12 protein-coding genes and 1 pseudogene are annotated in these 17,496 nt (G+C 64.8%); 6 read left to right on the plus strand and 7 right to left on the minus strand.

The window, feature by feature from the left end; genetic code table 11:
* Positions 1–65: 65 nt before the first annotated feature.
* Positions 66–2,504: a Lon protease family protein gene (locus ABFA30_RS21760; RefSeq protein WP_225790582.1), complete on the minus strand. Its 2,439-nt coding sequence runs from the start codon at positions 2,502–2,504 to the stop codon at positions 66–68.
* 257 nt (positions 2,505–2,761) lie between these two features.
* Here ABFA30_RS21760 and ABFA30_RS21765 point away from each other — a divergent pair, with 257 nt between their 5' ends.
* The 3 genes from ABFA30_RS21765 (at position 2,762) to ABFA30_RS21775 (ending at position 5,795) form a co-directional block, all read left to right on the plus strand.
* Entirely contained in the window at positions 2,762–3,250 is a 489-nt protein-coding gene (locus ABFA30_RS21765; protein WP_410045913.1) for a DUF3015 domain-containing protein, read from the plus strand.
* 78 nt (positions 3,251–3,328) lie between these two features.
* Entirely contained in the window at positions 3,329–5,182 is a 1,854-nt protein-coding gene (locus ABFA30_RS21770; RefSeq protein WP_410045914.1) for a DUF4105 domain-containing protein, read from the plus strand.
* A gap of 112 nt (positions 5,183–5,294) precedes the next feature.
* Positions 5,295–5,795, plus strand: a complete 501-nt coding sequence (locus ABFA30_RS21775; RefSeq protein ID WP_225790585.1) for a GreA/GreB family elongation factor — start codon at positions 5,295–5,297, stop codon at positions 5,793–5,795.
* A gap of 11 nt (positions 5,796–5,806) precedes the next feature.
* Here the strand turns inward: ABFA30_RS21775 and gdhA are convergent, their stop codons facing one another.
* The 3 genes from gdhA to ABFA30_RS21790 form a co-directional block, all read right to left on the minus strand.
* Entirely contained in the window at positions 5,807–7,147 is a 1,341-nt protein-coding gene (gdhA, locus tag ABFA30_RS21780) for an NADP-specific glutamate dehydrogenase (RefSeq protein ID WP_368816423.1), read from the minus strand.
* 260 nt (positions 7,148–7,407) lie between these two features.
* Positions 7,408–9,075, minus strand: coding sequence for an energy-dependent translational throttle protein EttA (ettA, locus tag ABFA30_RS21785; RefSeq protein ID WP_225790587.1), 1,668 nt, complete (start codon positions 9,073–9,075; stop codon positions 7,408–7,410).
* Between the two features lie 208 nt (positions 9,076–9,283).
* A complete protein-coding gene (locus ABFA30_RS21790; RefSeq protein WP_225790594.1) occupies positions 9,284–9,655 on the minus strand; it encodes a hypothetical protein in 372 nt (123 codons plus the stop codon).
* 265 nt (positions 9,656–9,920) lie between these two features.
* Here ABFA30_RS21790 and ABFA30_RS21795 point away from each other — a divergent pair, with 265 nt between their 5' ends.
* From ABFA30_RS21795 to ABFA30_RS21805, 3 genes are all read left to right on the plus strand, one after another.
* Positions 9,921–13,751 carry an EAL domain-containing protein gene (locus ABFA30_RS21795; RefSeq protein WP_368816424.1) on the plus strand — a complete coding sequence of 1,277 codons (3,831 nt, stop codon included), beginning with the start codon at positions 9,921–9,923 and terminating at the stop codon, positions 13,749–13,751.
* A 198-nt stretch (positions 13,752–13,949) separates the two neighbouring features.
* Positions 13,950–15,203 (plus strand): serine hydroxymethyltransferase, encoded by a 1,254-nt coding sequence (gene glyA, locus ABFA30_RS21800; protein WP_225790589.1) that lies wholly within the window; start codon positions 13,950–13,952, stop codon positions 15,201–15,203.
* A gap of 194 nt (positions 15,204–15,397) precedes the next feature.
* Entirely contained in the window at positions 15,398–15,952 is a 555-nt protein-coding gene (locus ABFA30_RS21805; protein ID WP_225790590.1) for a hypothetical protein, read from the plus strand.
* 42 nt (positions 15,953–15,994) lie between these two features.
* Here the strand turns inward: ABFA30_RS21805 and yjiA are convergent, their stop codons facing one another.
* From yjiA to ABFA30_RS21820, 3 genes and pseudogenes are all read right to left on the minus strand, one after another.
* Positions 15,995–16,966, minus strand: coding sequence for a GTPase (gene yjiA, locus ABFA30_RS21810; RefSeq protein ID WP_225790591.1), 972 nt, complete (start codon positions 16,964–16,966; stop codon positions 15,995–15,997).
* Positions 16,967–17,045: 79 nt separating this feature from the next.
* Complete coding sequence (locus ABFA30_RS21815; RefSeq protein WP_027918412.1) at positions 17,046–17,243, minus strand: YbdD/YjiX family protein; 198 nt, start codon at positions 17,241–17,243, stop codon at positions 17,046–17,048.
* A 17-nt stretch (positions 17,244–17,260) separates the two neighbouring features.
* Positions 17,261–17,496, minus strand: a pseudogene (locus tag ABFA30_RS21820) (carbon starvation protein A); the annotation flags it as partial.

Below are 17,496 nucleotides of genomic sequence, written 5' to 3' on the forward strand. Positions count from 1 at the left end.
CCGCGCCCAGGCTGGAAAACCGGCGCTGAACGGTAGCACATGGCCGCCAGCGCCGTTTTATTGACTCAGGCAGGCTTGGCCTGGGCCAGCGCCTCCTCCAGCCGCTCTTTCTCCGCCTCCTTGATGTCTTCCTCGCTGACCATCTCGGCGATCTCGCGCAGGCGCTCCACCACCCGCGCATTGACGCTGCCCTCGGGGAACTGGCCCTGCGCGTCCGGCGCGCCGGCCTCCTCGCCCACCAGCAGGCTCAAGGCCTCGTCGGCCTGGCTGACGGCATAGACATGGAAACGCCCGGCCTCGACCGCCCGCAGCACCCGCTCGTCGAGCATCAAGGTGGCGACGTTGGCGCGCGGAATGATCACGCCCTGCTCGCCGGTCAGCCCGCGTGCCTCGCACAGCCGGAAGAAGCCTTCGATCTTCTCGTTGACGCCCCCCACTGCCTGCACCTCGCCGAACTGGTTGATCGAGCCGGTGATAGCGAAACACTGCTTGAGCGGCGTGCGGGACAACGCCGAGATCAAGGTGCAGACCTCGCCGAGCGAGGCGCTGTCGCCGTCGACGTAACCATAGGATTGCTCCAGGGCGATGCTCGCCGAGATCGCCAGGGGGAACTCCTGGGCGTAGCGGCTGCCCAGGTAGCCGGTGAGGATCATCACCCCCTTGGAGTGGATCGGCTGGCCGAGGTTGACCTCACGCTCGATGTCGACGATCCCGCTGCCGCCCGGGTAGACCGTGGCGGAGATTCGCGCCGGCATACCGAACGCCGAGTCGCCGACCTCGAGCACGGTCAGGCCGTTGCACTTGCCGATGGCCGCCCCTTCGGTGTCGATCAGGATGATCCCGGCGAGCATGTCGTCGAGCACCCGCTGGGACACCCGCCCGGTGCGCGTGGCCTTGGCCTTGAGCGCCCGCTCGATGTGCCCGGCATCGGTCATTTCGTCGCTGGCCAGTTGGCGGATGAAGTCGGCTTCGCTGACCAACTGGAACAGGTCGCCGATGCGTGCCGACAGGCGCGACTGGTTTTCCGCCAGGCGAGCGCTGTAGGTGGCCAGCCGCGCCACCGCGTCGCTGGTCAGTGGGGCCATGCCCTCTTCGTTGGTGCGTGTGCGAAGCAACTGGGCGAACTGCTCCAGGTTCTCTTCGACCAGGGGCATGTCCTCGTCGAAGTCCACCAGGACCCGGAACATCTCCTGGAAGTCCGAGTCGTGGTCCTGCAGGGCGTAGTACAGCTGGCGCGAACCGATGATCACCAGCTTGACGTTGAGCGGGATCATCTGCGGCGTCAGGGTCACGGTGGCGACCCGGCCCAGTTCGCCCAGCGGCGACTCCATCTTCAGCTTGCGCGACTGCAAGGCGCGCTTGAGGGCGTCCCAGACGAAGGGCTCGCCGAGCATCTTCTCCGCCTCGAGAATCAGGAAGCCACCATTGGCCCGGTGCAACGCGCCTGGGCGCAGCTGGCGGTAGGAGGTGTACAGCGCGCCCTGGTCGGTGCTGTATTCGATACGGCCGAACAGGTTGTCGTAGGTCGGGTGCGGCTCGAACACCACCGGCGCGCCGCCGTTGGCGTGGTGGCCGACCACCAGGCTCGGCGCGTACTGCTCCTCGAGCATCTTGCGCGCCACGGCGTCAGGCTTGCTGTCGTCGACCAGTTGCTCGACCACGGTGCGCAGCAGGTTCAGTTGCACCGATTGCAGGTAGGCGCAGACGGCCGCGTTTTCCGCGTACTTCTCCGACAACGGCGCCAGCAGCGGCTGCAGAGACAGGGTGATGGTCTCTTCGTTGAGCTGGCGCAATTGGTTGTTCGACTCGCGTTTCCACTGGGGCAAGCTGGCCAGTTCCTCGTTGAGGCGCTCCTCCAGCGCGGCGATGTCTTCGTGGAAGCGCTCGCGGACTTCCTCGGGCAACTGGGCGAACTCGGCCTCGTCCAGGGCCTTGCCGTCGCTCATGGGGGTGAAGGCGACATTGCTGGCATCGCGGTACAGGGCCACGTCCTTTTCCAGCGAGGCCCGCTCGATCACGTCCAGGGCACGGTCATAGCGCTGGTTGAAGGCGCGATCGATGGCCCCTTTCTTCTGCTGGTAGGTGGGGTGCTCGAACACCGCCGGGAAGGTGGCCAGCAGGTTGTCGATCAAACCGTTCATGTCGGCGATGAATTCGCTGGCGCTGCCGGCCGGCAGCTCCAGGGCGCGGGGCTCGCGGGTCTCGTCGAAGTTGTTGACGTAGACCCAGTCGGCCGGGGTCTGCTGGCGCTTGCCCTCGGCCTTGAGGTAGCGCTTGACGAACGAGAAGCGCCCGGTGCCGGGCTCGCCCATGACATACACGTTGTATCCGGGGCGCGGCATGGCCACGCCGAACTGCAGGGCCTCGACGGCACGTTCCTGGCCCAGGACCCCTCGGAACGGCTCCAGATCGTCGGTGGTGGAAAAAGCGAACTGCTCGGCGGAGAAACGCCGGGTCAGGGCTTCGGGCGCAAGACGCAGGCGCGAGGCGACAGGATCGGGCATTGGGTTTCCTTACTTCGGCGGGGCGGATGAAAGGCATTCTGGCGCCGCCAACGCGCTGCTTGCAAGGCTTGCCGGGACTTTATGTCGCAGTCCAACCCCAACGATTTCGCAAGCAATTTTTCGCAATAAACAACGCAACCTTTGGATCGTGCCTAAACTCCAACCTGCGCGGGTGGGCGTATTTGCTTTCCCGACCTGGCAACCGGCTTGCCAGAACCCTGACCATTGGTACGTCTACTGAGAAAGAGAACAACGCTATGAAACGGATTCTTCTGGGTACTCTGTTCACCGCAGTTTCGATCAATGCCATGGCAGAAGCGCCTGGCGGACCCAACTGCGGCTGGGGCAACCTGCTGTTCGAGGGCCAGCGCGGCACACCGGCCCACTTCCTGGCATCCACCACCAACGGCACGTCCGGCAATGCGACCTTCGGCATGACCTCGGGCACCAACGGCTGCTCGACCAAGTCGGCCCTGACCTACGGCGGCAAATCCTGGTTCGCCATGAACGGCATGATGAACGAACTCTCCGAAGACATGGCCAAGGGCCAGGGCGAAGCCCTGACCACCTATGCCGTGGTCCTGGGCGTGGCGCCCGAAGACCGCGCGCACTTCGCCACGGTCACCCACCAGCACTTCAGCGAGATCTTCAGCAGTGCCGACGTGACGGCCGAAACCGTCCACAGCAACACCCTCGCGGTCCTCAAGAGCGACCCGCGCCTGGCCAAGTACGCCACCGAGGCCTGAGTCCCGCCTGTCCCGCCCCGATACCGGGGCGGGTACGGCTCATCCACCTTCGGCATCATCCAGACGTAGTTGCCCGACATGCTCAAACACCTCGCCTCCCTGGCGCTCATCGCCAGTGCCCCGCTTCATGCCGCACCGCAGCTCGACCCGGCACGCCTGCAACAGTTGGCTTCGACCCCCTACTGGATCGCCCTCGGCCACTACGAGACCGGCACGCTCGGCGGCTGGCGCAGCTATGTGGACGATGACGCCTTCTTCCTCGCCGAGGACGGCGCCCATCACCCGGACCGCGAACTGCAAGCCACGGTGCAGGCGCTATACGCCCCGGCCAGCCTGGGCGACAAGCATGCCCAGTGCGTCTTTCCGGCGCGCACCCGCTGGCTGCGTGAGCAGCTCGCGCTGAACGACCTGCCGCAGCCGGACTGCCAGGAATACACCACCTGGTACCGCGCCATCGACCCGCACAGCACTGTGCTGGTGTTTCCGGCGGCCTACCTGAACAGCCCCTCGTCGATGTTCGGCCATACCTTGCTGCGCATCGACCAGGCCAATACCCGCAGCGACGACACCACGCTGCTGAGCTACGCGATCAACTTCGGTGCCTACATCGAGGGCAGCGACAACAGCATCCTCTATGCCTGGAAAGGCTTGATGGGCGGCTATCCGGGCCTGTTCGCGCTGATGCCCTACCAGGAAAAGCTCTCCGAATACCGCAGCCTGGAGAACCGCGACCTGTGGGAATACCAGCTGGACCTGACACCGGAGGAGACGGGGCGCATGGTCGAGCACGTCTGGGAGCTCAAGCAGATCCAGTTCGACTATTTCTTCTTCGACGAGAACTGCTCCTACCGCCTGCTGGAACTCCTGCAGGTGGCGCGCCCTGGCCTGGACCTGACTTCACAGTTCCCGTTGACCGCCATTCCCACCGACACGGTCAAGGCCGTCAAGCAGTCCGGCCTGGTCGCCAGCGTACGCTATCGGCCGTCCCGCGAACGCGAACTGCTGGCCCGCGCCGAGCCGCTGGAGCATGACGAGAAACGCCAGGTGCTGGCCATCAGCGCCGACACCGACCAGTTGCAAAGCCCCGAGTTCACTGCCCTGCCCCGCGAGCGCCAGGCGCTGGTACAGGACGCGGCCTACCGCCTGGAGCGTTACCGTGCCAACGGCCGGGAACGCGACCCGGCCCAGGCCAGGCGCAGCTTCGAGCTGCTGCGGGCGATCAATCGCAACCCACCGCCGCCCCTGGAGATCGAGCGCCCGGGCCTGCCCGAGAACGGCCACCAGTCGCGCACCTGGCAGTTGGGTGTGGGCACCCGCGACGACCGCGCCTATGCCGAATACGGCCTGCGCATGGCCTACCACGATCTCAACGACAACGCCTACGGCTTCCCCCTCGGCGCGCAGATCGAGATCCTCCAGCTCAAGCTGCGCCAGTACGAGGGCAACGACTGGCAGGTACAACGCCTGGACCTGGCGACCATCCGCTCCCTGACCCCGCGCAACGAACTGCTCAAGCCCTGGTCGTGGCAGGTTGCCGGTGGCCTGGAGCGGGTGCCGGGCAAGCACGACGACGAGGTGCTGGTCAGCCACGTCAATGGCGGTGCCGGCGGAACCTGGCAGTTGGCCGATGGCCTGCTGGGCTTTGCCCTGGGCACGGTGCGGGTCGAACACCACAACGACTTCGCCCAGTTCGTCGCACCGGCGGCGGGTTTCAATGGCGGGCTGTTGTGGCGCAATGGCCTGGGCAACATGACCCTGGAGGCCAAGGGCGACTATTTCGCCAATGGCGAAGTGCGGCGCAGCCTGAGCCTCAACCAGCAGTGGGAGATCAACCGCGACCTGGGGCTGAGGCTGAGCGCCCGGCGCACCTTCAGCCAGTTGGCCACGGCGCAGAACGAGGTGATGCTGGAGTTGAAGTGGTATCACTACTGATGGGGCTGCCTCATGGCTGACAGGCCATCGCTGGATGGAAAGGAAGTCGCAATCGGACAACCCTTGAAACTCGCAACCTGCCATCATGGTCTGCTGCACAAGGAGGCCTTCCATGAGCCGAGCATTCGTCAACGAGGATCAGGCCGCCGCCCAGGCCAACCAGCCGGTGGAGCGCCGGGTCAGCGACCAGCCCAACTACGTCACGGCCAAGGGCCTGGCCCAATTGCAGCAGCGCCTGGCCGAGCTCAATGCGCTACGCAGCGAGCTGCAGGCCCAGGGTGAACACGCCGACAAGCAGCGCCTGGCCGATGCCGAACGTGACCTGCGCTACTTCGGCGCGCGCGTGCAGAGCGCCCAGGTGGTGCCCGCCGCGACCTCGCGGGACAAGGTGCAGATCGGCAGCCGGGTGACCTTCGTCGATGAACAGGACCAGGAACACAGGGTTCAACTGGTGGGAGAGGACCAGGCCGATGCCGCGCAGGGCCTGGTCAACTGGGGATCGCCCCTGGGCCGCGCGCTACTGGGCGCCGGCCCCGGCGACGAGGTGCTGTGGCGACGACCTGCCGGCGATCAGCTGATCGAGGTCATCGCCATCGAGGCGCAGGACGAGTAGCCCGCAGGCTACTAGACCACTCCCTGGGCCAGCATGGCATCGGCGACCTTGACGAAACCGGCGATGTTGGCGCCCTTGACGTAGTTGATGGAGCCGTCGGCTTCCTCGCCGTAGTGCACGCAGGCGTGGTGGATCGACTGCATGATGTTGTGCAGCTTGCTGTCCACTTCGCCAGCGGTCCACAGCAGGCGCATGGCGTTCTGCGACATCTCCAGGCCCGAAACGGCCACGCCACCGGCGTTGGAGGCCTTGCCCGGGGCATAGAGGATGCCGGCTTCCAGGAAGATATCCACAGCCTCGAGGGTCGTCGGCATGTTGGCGCCTTCCGCCACGCAGATGCAGCCGTTGCGCAGCAAGATGCGGGCATCCTCGGCGTCCAGCTCGTTCTGGGTGGCGCACGGCAGGGCGATGTCGCACGGCAGGCTCCACGGGGTCTGGCCCTTGCGGAACTCCAGGCCATACAGGCTGGCCAGCTCGCTGATGCGGCCGCGCTTGACGTTCTTGAGTTCCATCAGCGCTTGCCACTGCTCGTCGGTCAGGCCGGCTTCGCAGAACAGGGTGCCTTCGGAGTCGGACAGCGAGATCACCTTGCCGCCCAGGTCCATGACCTTGCGTGCCGCATACTGCGCGACGTTGCCGGAGCCGGAGATGGCCACGCGGCGGCCGTCGATGCGCAGGTCGCGGCGTTTGAGCATTTCCTCGGCGAAGTACACGCAGCCGTAGCCGGTGGCCTCCGGGCGGATCAGGCTGCCGCCGTAGGTCATGCCCTTGCCGGTCAGCACCGACGTGAACTGGTTGGCCAGGCGCTTGTACTGGCCGAACATGTAGCCGATCTCGCGGGCGCCGACGCCGATGTCACCGGCAGGCACGTCCAGGTCGGCGCCGATGTGGCGATACAGCTCGCTCATGAAGGCCTGGCAGAAGCGCATGACCTCGGCATCGCTCTTGCCCTTCGGATCGAAGTCCGAGCCGCCCTTGCCGCCGCCCATGGGCAGCGAGGTCAGCGAGTTCTTGAAGACTTGCTCGAAGGCCAGGAACTTGAGCACGCCCAGGTTGACCGACGGATGGAAGCGCAGGCCGCCCTTGTATGGGCCGATGGCGCTGCTCATCTGGATGCGGTAGCCGCGGTTGACCTGGACCTTGCCCTGGTCATCGACCCAGGACACGCGGAACAGTACCGCACGCTCCGGCTCGACCATGCGTTCGAGGATGCCGGCCTGCAGGTAATGGGGGTTGGCTTCGAGGAAGGGCCAGAGGCTGCGCAGCACTTCTTCGACGGCCTGGTGGAACTCGGGCTGGGCCGGGTCGCGCTGCTTGAGGCGGGCCAGGAAATGGTCGACGGATTCGATCATGGTAGACATCTCACCAAGAGGGATTTGGACTTATTTGGTTTTTTCTGGAATGTACCAAGAAGCAATCGCACTGGAATAGGGCGCAATGTCGTTTTTTTGAATTTTTTTGGTGCGTTTTATATAAATGTATACAAAACGGGCGTTTCCTGCTGGCGGCTCCGCCCTCTTCGCGTCGGCGCGGCGCCAAGATGCCAGCCCCGTTTCGAGCCGGCACAAAAATGGGGCCATGAAGGCCCCACTATCGTGCAACCCGTTGCGGGTTACTGCGCCAGCTTCTTGTGCCGTACCCGGTGCGGCTGGGCGGCAGCATCGCCCAGGCGCTTCTTGCGATCGGCTTCGTACTCGGTGTAGTTGCCCTCGAAGAACACCACGTTCGAGTCGTCCTCGTAGGCCAGGATGTGCGTGGCCACGCGGTCCAGGAACCAACGGTCGTGGGAGATCACGATGGCCGCGCCCGGGAAGTCCAGCAGGGCTTCTTCCAGCGAACGCAGGGTCTCGACGTCGAGATCGTTGGACGGTTCGTCGAGCAGCAGGACGTTGCCACCCTCCTTCAGCGTCAGGGCCAGGTGCAGACGGCCACGCTCACCACCGGAGAGGTCCTTGACGAACTTCTGCTGGTCACCGCCCTTGAAGTTGAAGCGGCCGACGTAGGTGCGCGACGGGATCTCGTAGCTGCCGATGCGGATCATGTCGGAGCCATCGGAAATCTGCTGGAACACGGTCTTGCCGCCGTCCAGGTCGTCGCGGCTCTGGTCGACGCAGGCCAGTTGCACGGTTTCGCCGATCTCGATGCTGCCCGAATCCGGCTGTTCCTTGCCCATGATCATGCGGAACAGGGTCGACTTACCGGCACCGTTGCCGCCGATCACGCCAACGATGGCGCCCTTGGGCATGGAGAACGACAGATTGTCGATCAGTACACGGTCGCCATAGCCCTTGGTGACGTTCTTGAACTCGATGACCTTGTCGCCCAGGCGCGGGCCTGCCGGGATATAGATCTCGTTGGTCTCGCTGCGCTTCTGGAACTCTTGCGACTGCATCTCCTCGAAGCGCGCCAGACGGGCCTTGGACTTGGACTGGCGGGCCTTGGCGCCTTTGCGCACCCACTCCAGTTCTTCCTTCATGGCCTTCTCATGGGCGGTCTGCTGCTTGGATTCCTGCTCCAGGCGCGCCGACTTGGCTTCCAGCCAGCCCGAGTAGTTGCCTTCGTACGGGATGCCGGCGCCGCGGTCCAGCTCGAGGATCCAGCCGGCGACGTTGTCGAGGAAGTAACGGTCGTGGGTGATCGCCACCACGGTGCCGGGGAAGTCGTGCAGGAAGTGCTCCAGCCAGGCCACCGAGTCGGCGTCCAGGTGGTTGGTCGGCTCGTCCAGCAGCAGCATGTCGGGAGCCGACAGCAGCAGGCGGCACAGGGCCACACGGCGCTTCTCACCGCCAGACAGGTGCTCGACCTTGGCGTCCCACGGCGGCAGGCGCAGGGCGTCGGCGGCGACTTCCAGCTGACGCTCCAGGTTGTGGCCATCGGCGGCCTGCAGGATGGCTTCCAGCTTGGCCTGCTCGGCGGCCAGCTTGTCGAAGTCGGCATCCGGCTCTGCATAGGCGGCGTAGACCTCGTCCAGGCGAGCCTGAGCGTCCTTGATCACGCTCACCGCTTCCTCGACCACCTCGCGGACGGTCTTGTTCGGGTCCAGTTGCGGCTCCTGGGGCAGGTAGCCGACGTTGATATCGGGCATCGGACGGGCTTCGCCGTCGAACTCCTTGTCGACGCCCGCCATGATCCGCAGCAGGGTCGACTTGCCCGCGCCGTTGAGGCCGAGCACACCGATCTTCGCGCCTGGGAAGAACGACAGGGAGATGTTCTTCAGGATTTCCCGCTTCGGCGGCACGACCTTGCTCAGCCGATGCATGGTGTAGACGTATTGAGCCAAAACCAAGCCCTCTATAGATAGGTAAAGACATCGACGCTCGCCTGGCGGGCGCCAGGGGGATGCGTTTACGGGGTGTCATTGAACAAAGTGGGCCATTCTACGCCAAGTGGTGGCGTTGACCAGATGGGGCGCCGAAGCGCCGCTCCCACACCAGGACACTGTGGAAGCGGGCAAAGCCTGCGGTCGGGGACGAAGCCCTCGCCAGGCCTCAGACGTGGGCCTGTTTCACCTTGCCCCGTGGCAGGCGGCAGCGCTCGGATTGCCCGGCCAGGCGAGCGGCCCAGGCGGCCTTGACGCTGAAACCGCCGGAGCGGGCAGGTTTGCCGGTAGCCGCTGCGGCCGGCTTGGGCGCAGGCTTGGCGGCAGACGCCACGACCGGCTCGGCAACGGCCTTGGCGGACTTGCGCAGTTCAGCCAGCGACGGGCTCTTGCGCACATTGGCGGCGGCCGGGTCGGGCTTGGCCAGCGAACGCTGGCAGGACTTGCAGGATACGTCATCGGCCACGGCAGTGCTGACCAGGGTCTGACTGCTGCGCCCGCAGGCGGAATCGAGGCCATTGGTGGAATAATGGGTAACCAAACCGTACATCTCCGATGCGTTGACTATGAAGCGGCGGCATTCTCGCACAGGTCGCAGGGACTTGCCGAACGAGGATCAGCGGTAGCGACCACTGGCAGCAGACACAGCCGCTGGCACTTTGCCATAATTGGGGGCATGCTAGTCGGTGACTAGCTGCAAGCTGCAAGAAAAAGCAGATTGGCGTAGAGGCTGCTTTGGCTTTTGGCTTGCAGCTTGCCGCTTTGTCTCACCCCTGCCATCGCCAGCCCAATCGCAGGACCATCGCTTGACCGATCTTACCCACCCGTCATCCCTGCGCCCTGCCCTGCCTGCGTCGAGCAGCGCCCTGCGCGGCTCGCTCAAGGGCACGCTGGCCCTGCTGGCCTTGGTCCTGCTGGGGTTGCTGCTATGGCAATTGTTCGCCCAGTTCCGTCACACCCAGGCCGACCTTCGCCAACGGAGCCTGGCGACGAATGCGGAACTGGCCGACCACCTGACCCTGAACATGGCGCTTCAGGCCCAACAGGCGGTGAACCTGCTGCAACCCTACATCGAAGCGCCGACACCGGCGGCGCTGCCCTCGCTGCTGCAGACCCTGCAGCAGCGCCTGCCCGGCCTGCACCACGTGGCCTGGCTGGGCAGCGCCGGGCAGGTCAGGCGCGACAGTCTCGCGAACACCCCCGACCGTCAACTGATCGCCGAGCTCCTGCAACTCAGCCAGGGACGTGCATATTTCTTCAGCGACGCCGCAGACAGCCGCCAGGTCTACCTGCTGCTGCGCCAGCCGGCCGAACAGGATCGCGGCTACTGGCTGTTGCGCCTGTCCAACGACTACTACAAGACGCTGACCCACCGTCTGGAAGGTGCGGGCCATCCCCTGTGGCTGCTGGAAAGCAGCCGCAGCGGCGAGGTGCTTGCGCGCAACAGGCCTACCCTGCTCAGCGACGAGCCCCTGCAAAGCGTGATGCTGGCCTTGCTCGACAACAGCACCTGGCAACTGCGTGGGCTGTTCGATGCCGGCCTTGCCCGAGAGACGCTGCTGCCGGCGCTGATCGGCAAGTGCCTGTTGGTGCTGGTCTGTGCCTTGCTGCCGGTGCTCGCCCTGATCAACATGCGCCGCCGCCAGCGCGCCTTGCAGGAAGATCACCGGCGCTACCAGGAGATCTTCGAGGGCACCGGCGTGGCGTTGTGCGTGCTCGACCTCTCCAGCCTGCCCGGCCAGCTCGACCGCTACCACCTGCGCAACCGCGCCGCCCTCAAGCAGAGCCTGGCCCTGGACGGCAGCCTGCGCCGCTCGCTACTGCAGGAACTGAAGATCACCGAGATCAACCAGGTCGCCCGGCAACTGCTCAACGTCGAATGCAACGAAGGCGCCTGGCAGCGCCTGATCGCAGGCAGCGGCGAGGGTCGCGACAGCATCGGCATGCAGCTGATCGACGCCCTGATCGAGCAACGCCCCCTGCTGGAACTGGAAGTCTGCCTGCCCGCGCCCCTGGGCGGCGAACTGCACCTGTGGCTGATGGCCCGCCTGCCCCAGCAGCGCCGGGACTACCAGGCGGTGATCCTGAGCATCAGCGATATCACCAGCCGCAAGCAGGTCGAGCTGTCGCTGCTCGAGCGCGAGAGTTTCTGGTCCGATGTGGTGCGCACCGTCCCCGACCAGTTGTACGTGCAGGACGTGCAGAGCCAGCGGATGATCTTCAGCAACCGCCACCTCGGCCAAACCCTCGGCTACGACCGCACCGAGCTGACACAGATGGGCGACCGCTTCTGGGAACTGTTGCTGCACCCGGAGGACAGCGAGCACTACCACGCGCTGCGCCGCCAACAGCGCGACACCGGCCACAGCGACTCCTTGCACTGCCAGTTGCGCTTTCGCCACCGCGATGGCAACTGGCGCTGCTACGACATCCGCGAACAGGTGCTGACCCGCGATGCCGACGGCCTGGTCACCCGTATCATCGGCGTGGGCAAGGACGTCACGGTGCAGATCGAGGCCAGCGAGTCCCTGCGCGACAGCGAACAGCGCTATCGCATGCTGGCCGAAAGCATCAGCGACGTGATCTTCTCGACCAACAGCCAGTTGCAACTCGATTACGTCAGCCCTTCCGCGCAAGCCGTGCTGGGCTACCCGGCCGAGTGGTTCTTCCAGCACGGCTGGCAGTCGGTCATCGCCAACCCGGCCCAGCTCACCGGTCTCTACAGCCTGATGGAGCGGGTCAGCAAGGCCCTGGGCGACAGCGAACAGCTGGCCCAGCTGCGCAGCCAGCTGCCGACCCAGATGTTCCTGTTCGACTGCCTGCGCGCCGATGGCCGCAAGATCCCCATCGAACTGCGCCTGGTGCTGGTGTGGGACGAGCACGAGTGCTTCGAGGGCCTGCTCGGCGTCGGCCGCGACATCAGCCAGCAGCGCCGCGCCGAGAAGGACCTGCGCATGGCGGCGACGGTATTCGAACACTCGACCTCGGCCATTCTCATCACCGACCCGGCCGGCTACATCGTCCAGGCCAACGAGGCCTTCAGCCGCGTCAGCGGCTACGCGGTCAGCGAGGTGCTCGACCAGTTGCCGGGCATGCTCACGGTCGATGAACAGCAGGACGCGCACCTGCGCTATGTGCTCAAGCAACTGCACCAGCGTGGCAGCTGGGAAGGCGAGGTATGGCTCAAGCGGCGCAACGGCGAGCCGTATCCAGCGTGGGTCGGCATCACCGCGGTGCTCGACGAGGAAGGCGACCTGGCCAGCTATGTGTGCTTCTTCACCGACATCAGCGAACGCAAGGCCAGCGAGCAGCGTATCCACCGCCTGGCGTACTACGACGCATTGACCCACCTGCCCAACCGTACTCTGTTCCAGGACCGGCTCCATACCGCCCTGCAGCAGGCCGAGCGGCACAAGGCGTGGGTGGTACTGATGTTCCTCGACCTGGACCGTTTCAAGCCGATCAACGACTCCCTGGGCCACGCGGCGGGCGACCGCATGCTCAAGGACATGGCCCAGCGCCTGTTGGCCTGTGTCGACGACGACGATACCGTGGCACGCATGGGTGGCGACGAGTTCACCCTGCTGCTGCAACCCAGGGCGAGCCGCGAGATGGCCTTGAACCGCGCCATCCACGTGGCCGAGAACATCCTCGGCAGCCTGGTACGGCCGTTCGTCCTGGAGGGCCGCGAGTTCTTCGTCACTGCCAGCATCGGCATCGCCCTCAGCCCGCAGGATGGCAGCGAGCTCAGCCAGTTGATGAAGAACGCCGACACGGCCATGTACCACGCCAAGGAGCGCGGCAAGAACAACTTCCAGTTCTACCAGGCCGACATGAACGCCAGCGCCCTGGAGCGCCTGGAGCTGGAAAGCGACCTGCGCCATGCCTTGGAGCAGAACGAGTTCATGCTCTACTACCAACCGCAGTTCAGCGGCGACGGCAAGCGCCTGACCGGTGCCGAGGCGCTGCTGCGCTGGCGCCACCCGCGCCGCGGCCTGGTACCGCCGGGCGACTTCATCCCGGTGATCGAGGAGCTGGGCCTGGTGGTGGATGTCGGCGACTGGGTACTGCGCGAGGCCAGCCGCCAGCTCAAGGCCTGGCACAAGGCCAGGGTGCGGGTGCCGAAGGTGTCGGTGAACATTTCGGCGCGGCAGTTCTCCGATGGCCAGTTGGGCACCCGCATCGCCACCATCCTGGAGGAAACCGGCCTGCCGCCGGCCTGCCTGGAGCTGGAGCTGACCGAAAGCATTCTGATGCGCGAGGTCAACGAGGCCATGCAGATCCTCGACAGCCTGAAGAAGCTGGGCCTGAGCATTGCGGTCGACGACTTCGGCACGGGTTATTCATCGCTCAACTACCTCAAGCAGTTCCCCATCGACGTGCTGAAGATCGACCGCACCTTCGTCGACGGCCTGCCCGAGGGCGAGCAGGACGCGCAGATCGCCCGGGCGATCATCGCCATGGCCCACAGCCTGAACCTGGCGGTGATCGCCGAGGGCGTGGAAACCCATGAGCAACTGGAGTTCCTGCGCGAGCACGACTGCGACGAAGTACAGGGCTACCTGTTCGGCCGGCCGATGCCGGCCCACCAGTTCGAAGCGCAATTCAGCAACGAGACGCTGTTCGTGTTTCAGTGAGCTGCAAGAAAAAGCCGTGCGCGCCGCCGATGAGGCAGATGTCCCACAGGTTCAGCAGCGACCCCTCTTGTAGCTTGCAGCTCGCCGCTTGGTCGTCGTGAATTCCATTGGTCCGCGACATGACGCCTCTTCATATGCCAGGCCAGGGCCAATGGGTTAGAATGCCCCCCCAATTCAGCCCGATCCTTGAGGACCGCCATGTTCAGCCGTGATTTGACCATTGCCAAGTACGACGCCGAGCTCTTCGAAGCCATGCAGCAGGAAGCTCAGCGCCAGGAAGAGCATATCGAGCTGATCGCTTCGGAAAACTACACCAGCCCGGCCGTCATGGAGGCCCAGGGTTCGGTACTGACCAACAAGTACGCCGAAGGCTACCCGGGCAAGCGCTACTACGGCGGTTGCGAGCACGTCGACGTGATCGAGCAACTGGCCATCGACCGCGCCAAGCAACTGTTCGGCGCCGACTACGCCAACGTCCAGCCGCACGCCGGCTCCCAGGCCAACGCCGCCGTCTACCTGGCCCTGCTGCAGGCCGGCGACACCCTCCTGGGCATGAGCCTGGCCCACGGCGGCCACCTGACCCACGGCGCCAGCGTCAGCTCCTCCGGCAAGCTGTACAACGCCGTGCAGTACGGCATCGACGCCAACGGCCTGATCGACTACGACGAAGTCGAGCGCCTGGCCCTGGAGCACAAGCCGAAGATGATCGTCGCCGGCTTCTCCGCCTACTCCCAGGTCCTGGACTTCCCGCGCTTCCGTGAGATCGCCGACAAGGTCGGTGCCTACCTGTTCGTCGACATGGCCCACGTGGCCGGCCTGGTCGCTGCTGGCATCTACCCGAACCCGGTCCCGTTCGCCGACGTGGTCACCACCACCACCCACAAGACCCTGCGCGGTCCGCGTGGCGGCCTGATCCTGGCGCGCAAGAACGAAGAGATCGAGAAGAAGCTCAACTCCGCGGTCTTCCCGGGCGCCCAGGGCGGTCCGCTGGAGCACGTCATCGCCGGCAAGGCGATCTGCTTCAAGGAAGCGCTGCAGCCTGAGTTCAAGGCCTACCAGCAGCAAGTGGTGAAGAACGCCCAGGCCATGGCCGGCGTGTTCATCGAGCGTGGTTTCGACGTCGTCTCCGGCGGCACCCAGAACCACCTGTTCCTGCTGTCGCTGATCAAGCAGGACATCACCGGCAAGGACGCAGACGCTGCCTTGGGCCGAGCCTACATCACCGTGAACAAGAACTCGGTACCGAACGACCCACGTTCGCCGTTCGTCACCTCGGGCCTGCGCATCGGCACCCCGGCCGTCACCACCCGTGGTTTCAAGGAAGCCGAGTGCCGCGAGCTGGCCGGCTGGATCTGCGACATCCTCGCCGACCTGAACAACGAAGCGGTGATCGACGCCGTGCGTGAGAAGGTCAAGGCCATCTGCAAGAAGCTGCCGGTGTACGGCAACTAAATTGGCGATTGCCTGATGTGAGAAGCCCGGTCTAGTACCGGGCTTTTTGATTGTGGACACAACCCCATCGCTGACGGCTGAACGCTCTCGCTCACGAGACTGGCCGAGCAAGGCCAGGAATGAACGGATTCCCGCTGCGCCCAGTACTCATGACCACCTTAAGGTAGGCATCCATCACCCCGAGGAGATGCGTCATGCCAACCCACCGCCAGCTATCGTTCATTGCCGAAATCAGCAGCCAGGGTGCTGATCTCAACCTGCTTGAAACCTTGCTGGGCAAGCCTGCCAAAGTCATCCTTCCCGGCACGGGAGGCGGCGTCTTCAGTGGACGCTTCAACGAACGGGACGACTCGCACCTGCTCTGTCACCAAGCAGCCTCTGTGCCCCAGCGCCCCATGAAGGTCTATTTCCGTCATACGGACAAAGGCTACACCTTGTCCGTCCACTCGCCAGGCAATCACTTCGGCAAGTGTCTCTGTCGAGACGACAACGGGGCCATTGCCGTATACAGGCCCGAAGATGTCACGCCTTCCTACTTCGAGATGGTAGGTCCCCAGGGGGAGATCACCCTGACGGATAAGCCCATCAACCCACTCATCTGCCTGCTGCGTGAACGAAGCTCCGGCAAATGCTTGCATCGCCAGCGGCGGCATGACTCCAAGCACATGTACCTGTTCGCCAAGCACGACCAGTTTCTGCCGATCAGGATCAATATCCTCGAATATAAAAATGAGCCGGACGAAGGCTGACTAACCGCCCTGGTGCAGAGGCGACCCAAGCCCACGAGGCCATTAGCTCAACGCAGCGAATCCTTCCCGGATCGTCTCCTCCGGCAGTTCATCGCCAATGAACACCATCACGCTTTCCCGCACCTCTCCTTCAGCCCACTCGGTATCCCAGTCGAAGCCATACAGCTTGAGCACGCCCTGGAATACCAGGCGACGCTCTTCGCCGGCGATGTTCAGCACGCCCTTGTAGCGCAGCAGCTGCTTGCCGTGGTTTTCCAGCAACTCGTTCATGAAGTCACTGAGACGGTCGATGTCCAACGGCGTCTCGCTACGCAGCACCAGGGTGGAGATACGGTCCGGCGTGGCAGGCTTGAGGACTGGGCGCAGGGCTGGCTTGAGGCTGCCACCCAGGTCGGTGTTGAGGTTGAACCCGCGCACGTCGAGCAACTCGGCCAGGTCGATGCGGCCGTGTTCGACCACACGGATCGCGGCGCGACCGTTGATGCGGGCCAGGCGCTCCTGCAGGGCCTCGACGGCGCCAGGCTCGACCAGGTCGGTCTTGCTCAGCAGCAGGCGGTCGGCGAAGCCCACCTGGGCCTGGGCGATGGCCTGGGTCAGGTGCAGCTCGGCATGGGCAGCATCGACCAGGGTGATGATGCCGTCGAGGATATAGCGCTCGCGCAGCTCCTCATCGATGAAGAAGGTCTGCGCCACAGGTGCCGGGTCGGCAAGGCCGGTGCACTCGATCACCAGGCGGTCGAAGGCGATCTCGCCGGCGTCCAGGCGTTCGAGCAGCAGGTACAGGGCACGGGTCAGGTCGCCGTGGATGCTGCAGCATACGCAGCCGTTGGCCAGGGTCATGACCTGCACCGGCTCGTCGCCCAGCAATTGGCTGTCGATGCCGGCCTCGCTGAACTCGTTCTCGATCACAGCGATCTTCAGGCCGTGCTCGGCCTTGAGCATGTGCTTGAGCAAGGTGGTCTTGCCGGCACCGAGAAAGCCGGTCAGGACAGTAACGGGAATGGGCGTTTGCACGCAGTTGCCTCCATGAAGCCGAAAATGACTGTGGGAGCCAGGTTACCCGGGCTCCCACAGGTTCATGCATGTCGCGGGGTCAACAACACTTGGGCCCGGACTTGCCACCGTAACGGGCTTCCTGGCGCTCCCTGAAGAACGCCTCGTAGCTCATCACCGGCTTGTCCGGATGCTTGGCCTGCATGTGCTCGACATAGTTGTCGTAGTCGGGCATGCCGACCATCAGGCGGGCTGCCTGCCCCAGGTACTTACCCAGTCGCCCCAGGTCGTTGAACATCGCGGTATTCCTCTTCGTTACGCGTCAGGCAGCGCCTGGAACGGGGTTTCCTTGTCGGTGCGCTCCTTGCGGCCCAGGGCGGCGAAGCCGACCTTGATGGCGAAGAACAGCACGCTGAACACCACCACCAGGAACAGCACGGTCAGGCCTGCGTTGGTGTAGGCATTGAACACCACGTGCTGCATCTGCGCCAGGTCCTTGGCCGGCGCCAGTACCTGGCCGGCGTCCAGCGCGGTGCTGTACTTGTTGGCCA

It is taken from the genome of Pseudomonas sp. HLMP, assembly GCF_046365545.1.
Lineage (GTDB): Bacteria > Pseudomonadota > Gammaproteobacteria > Pseudomonadales > Pseudomonadaceae > Aquipseudomonas > Aquipseudomonas guariconensis_B.

Excerpts from the sequence above, each read along its gene's own strand:
- gdhA (WP_368816423.1), bottom strand. The coding sequence starts at position 7,147 with ATGATCGAATCCGTCGACCATTTCCTGGCCCGCCTCAAGCAGCGCGAC.
- ABFA30_RS21815 (WP_027918412.1), bottom strand. The coding sequence starts at position 17,243 with ATGTTCAACGACCTGGGGCGACTGGGTAAGTACCTGGGGCAGGCAGCC.
- glyA (WP_225790589.1), top strand. The coding sequence starts at position 13,950 with ATGTTCAGCCGTGATTTGACCATTGCCAAGTACGACGCCGAGCTCTTC.
- ABFA30_RS21765 (WP_410045913.1), top strand. The coding sequence starts at position 2,762 with ATGAAACGGATTCTTCTGGGTACTCTGTTCACCGCAGTTTCGATCAAT.
- ABFA30_RS21775 (WP_225790585.1), top strand. The coding sequence starts at position 5,295 with ATGAGCCGAGCATTCGTCAACGAGGATCAGGCCGCCGCCCAGGCCAAC.
- ABFA30_RS21770 (WP_410045914.1), top strand. The coding sequence starts at position 3,329 with ATGCTCAAACACCTCGCCTCCCTGGCGCTCATCGCCAGTGCCCCGCTT.
- ABFA30_RS21805 (WP_225790590.1), top strand. The coding sequence starts at position 15,398 with ATGCCAACCCACCGCCAGCTATCGTTCATTGCCGAAATCAGCAGCCAG.
- ABFA30_RS21760 (WP_225790582.1), bottom strand. The coding sequence starts at position 2,504 with ATGCCCGATCCTGTCGCCTCGCGCCTGCGTCTTGCGCCCGAAGCCCTG.